Origin of the sequence: Candidatus Magnetobacterium casense (genome assembly GCF_019173545.1) — a bacterium.
In the GTDB taxonomy this organism is placed as follows: Bacteria; Nitrospirota; Thermodesulfovibrionia; order Thermodesulfovibrionales; family Magnetobacteriaceae; genus Magnetobacterium; species Magnetobacterium cryptolimnobacter.
On sequence record NZ_JABXWD010000428.1, the window covers coordinates 1 to 2,692 of the forward strand.

Below are 2,692 nucleotides of genomic sequence, written 5' to 3' on the forward strand. Positions count from 1 at the left end.
GGTTACCAAATCTACCTCTCTGCCGAACAAGCCTTCGAGATAAAACTTAAGGTTGGCGTAGTTGTTAAAAGTAACATATCCCTCTTCAAATTCTACGAGCACATCGACATCACTTTCGGCTTTTGCCTCCCCACGGGCAAAGGAACCAAACACTCCTATACACTTGAGGTGGAATTGGCTCTTTATCTCTTTAGCATGACTTTTCAATATCCCGATGGCGTTCATATTTTTTGCACCGCTCACACAACCACATAACACTGTCTAAGACATAAACCACTCCAACTGTTGTGTGCCATGTCATCTATCAGGTCATACGGCAGAGCTTCACATCATCCGACGAGCAAACCCTGCCAGCGATCCCACAAGAAATACTCTCAGAAAATGCACACCAAACAGAACAATTATGGGGGAGACATCTATGGCGCCAAGGAGGCCTATCTTACGCCTGATCGGTCCATAGAGCGGTTCTGTTATCGAGCGCAGAAACCTCACAACAGGATTGTACGGGTCGGGGTTTACCCAACTGATCAGGGCCGAAATTATCACAACCCACGTGTAGGCTCCCAGTAACATATCGAGGAGTTGGGCAACCGCTAATAATAAATTTCCCATTACAAACACTACAGCCTCCCTTGTGTTGTTATTGTCTCTGTTCTATGCACAGAGCATGGCCTGTCGAATGGTCTGCGCCTTTTGACTGCCCTTAAAGAGTTCAACGAGTTCGAGGGCAAAATCTATGGCTGTCCCTGGTCCCTGACTGGTAATCACGGTGCCATCCCTGACGACACGCTCGTCCTTTACCACCTCTGCCGCCTTAAGCCTCTCCTGGAACGTTGGATAGCTTGTCGCCCTTTTGCCGGAGAGCACACCGGCCTCCGACAACACGTAGGGGGCGGCACATATGGCGGCGGTATACTTGCCCCTTTCGTTCATGGCCCTGACTATGCGTATAACCCGCTCGTCCCTGGCCAGGTTATCGGTACCTGGCTGACCACCTGGAAGCACCACCATATCAAACCGTTCTATGTCTACGTCCTTGAGTTGCATATCGGGGACTATCTTTATGCGCCTTGCGCTTGTCACCACGCCATCGCCCAGACCCGCCATGACGATATCTATCTCGGCACGTCTGAGAACATCAACAATCGTCACCGCTTCCAATTCCTCAAAGCCCTCTGCCAGTAGCAATAAGACCCTTTCCATTGTCAACCTCCAAATTTTATGCTTACAAAGCTATATCCAGATGCACGCAATACCCATTGCACAACTGATGTATTATAATAATTACCAACAACTTAAGTAAACAACAATTACATCTAAATGTGTGCTATAATTTATATAGATGAAGGATGTGTTTATTGTTCTGTGGACGGAGGACATGTACCACCCCACGACCAGGCGGTGCATTGAGGATTTAAAGGCAACCGATCTGTCGATGGCGGAGCTGATCATATACGATAATGGCGGTAATCCCACGTTTGTGCAGGCAGACCTCTACGAGGATATCACGGACTACTGTGAGGGACGGCCTATCATCTTGCTCAGGGACACGGCTCTGGTCAATGACACACGGTGGTTGTACAAACTGCTCCAGAGTTCAAGCGATGCCGGAGCACAGGTGGTTGGGTGCGTGCACCAGTACAAGGATGCTGCGGTTGGCTACTACGGCGTTGAATTCAATGTAGAAATGGATATTATAAACTATACCGGTATTGTCAATCCTACACCCAACCAATACGCCTATACTTGCGCCGTGGCCGGCCCAATGCTCCTGCTCATGAACCCCAATGCGATCCACTTCGACCCTGACTACAACAACTCAGACCACATATACCTCGACATCTGTATGCAACAGTGGCTCAAGGGCGGTGCAGTGGCGGCGGCTTTGGATGTCAGCGCAACCAACCTTGGCGATCCGTTGCGTCAGCTGCAGTATGTCAAGACCAAGTGGGGGGAGTTTATAAAAAACGAGCTGCCATCAAAAATGAACCGTTGATGAATTCTTGTTGATGAATTCTTGTTGATGAATTCTTGTTGATGAATTCTTCTGGCAACCTCTGATTATATCGCCCTCAGATAACACCGCTTGCAGTTGAACATGTTGTACCTGCAGGTGCGCAGTGGATGGTGGGTGACCCCCGTGAGACTGCTCAACTGTTGTGCGGCTGCCTGGTGGCAGGGGTTTGCCTGCAGACACTGCTCCAAAAACGACTGCTCACCCGTAATCTGATACAGGTGGAAGCAGGCATTGGCGCGTGTGCGTTCGTTGTAGCAATAGCGCGCGATCCTGGTAAACATCTCGATGGCGCGTTGGCTGTCTGTCAGCTTCATGCGTGTTGCACGGAAGTAGTAGTGTGTCCAGGTGTTTTTTTCGCCGTGTTTTTTGTACTGTCTCAGTTGTGGTACGTCGGTGAGGTAGGGCATGAAGTCTGACCATTTTTTGGAGAAGTGTGTGCAATCGTGGTAGTAGACCGAGTTGTAGTCGGGGTTGTTTTTGGCTATGTAGCCGTGGTGGTGTATGACCTTGAGGTCGAGTGCGCAGGCTACGCGTTTGCCCGTATACCAGGCCTGGATGCAGAGGTCAAGATCGTGCGTCTCCTTGATGTACTTGGTGTCAAAGTAGAACGATTCGCAGTCCCGTATGAGCATGACGGCGCTACAGAGGGTGGGTACGTAGACGGCGTTGTCGATG

4 protein-coding genes and 1 pseudogene are annotated in these 2,692 nt (G+C 49.9%); 1 reads left to right on the top strand and 4 read right to left on the bottom strand.

All coding sequences use genetic code 11. The annotated features are described in order from the left end of the window. The 3 genes from HWQ67_RS15850 to HWQ67_RS15860 all read right to left on the bottom strand — a co-directional run. Positions 1–243 (bottom strand): nucleotidyltransferase family protein (locus tag HWQ67_RS15850; protein ID WP_218253657.1); only part of this gene is annotated, 243 nt, incomplete at its 3' end. 81 nt (positions 244–324) lie between these two features. Then, positions 325–612, bottom strand: a complete 288-nt coding sequence (locus HWQ67_RS15855; protein ID WP_218253658.1) for a YggT family protein — start codon at positions 610–612, stop codon at positions 325–327. A 42-nt stretch (positions 613–654) separates the two neighbouring features. Continuing rightward, the gene (locus tag HWQ67_RS15860) at positions 655–1,203 is read right to left on the bottom strand and encodes a DJ-1 family glyoxalase III (protein ID WP_218253659.1); all 549 of its coding nucleotides are present in this window, start codon (positions 1,201–1,203) and stop codon (positions 655–657) included. A 139-nt stretch (positions 1,204–1,342) separates the two neighbouring features. On the opposite strand from HWQ67_RS15860, the gene HWQ67_RS15865 reads away from it, so the two are divergent. Next, positions 1,343–1,996 (top strand): hypothetical protein, encoded by a 654-nt coding sequence (locus tag HWQ67_RS15865; protein WP_218253660.1) that lies wholly within the window; start codon positions 1,343–1,345, stop codon positions 1,994–1,996. Between the two features lie 65 nt (positions 1,997–2,061). On the opposite strand, the pseudogene HWQ67_RS15870 reads toward HWQ67_RS15865, so the two are convergent. Further along, positions 2,062–2,692 (bottom strand): annotated as a pseudogene (locus HWQ67_RS15870) (hypothetical protein); the annotation flags it as partial.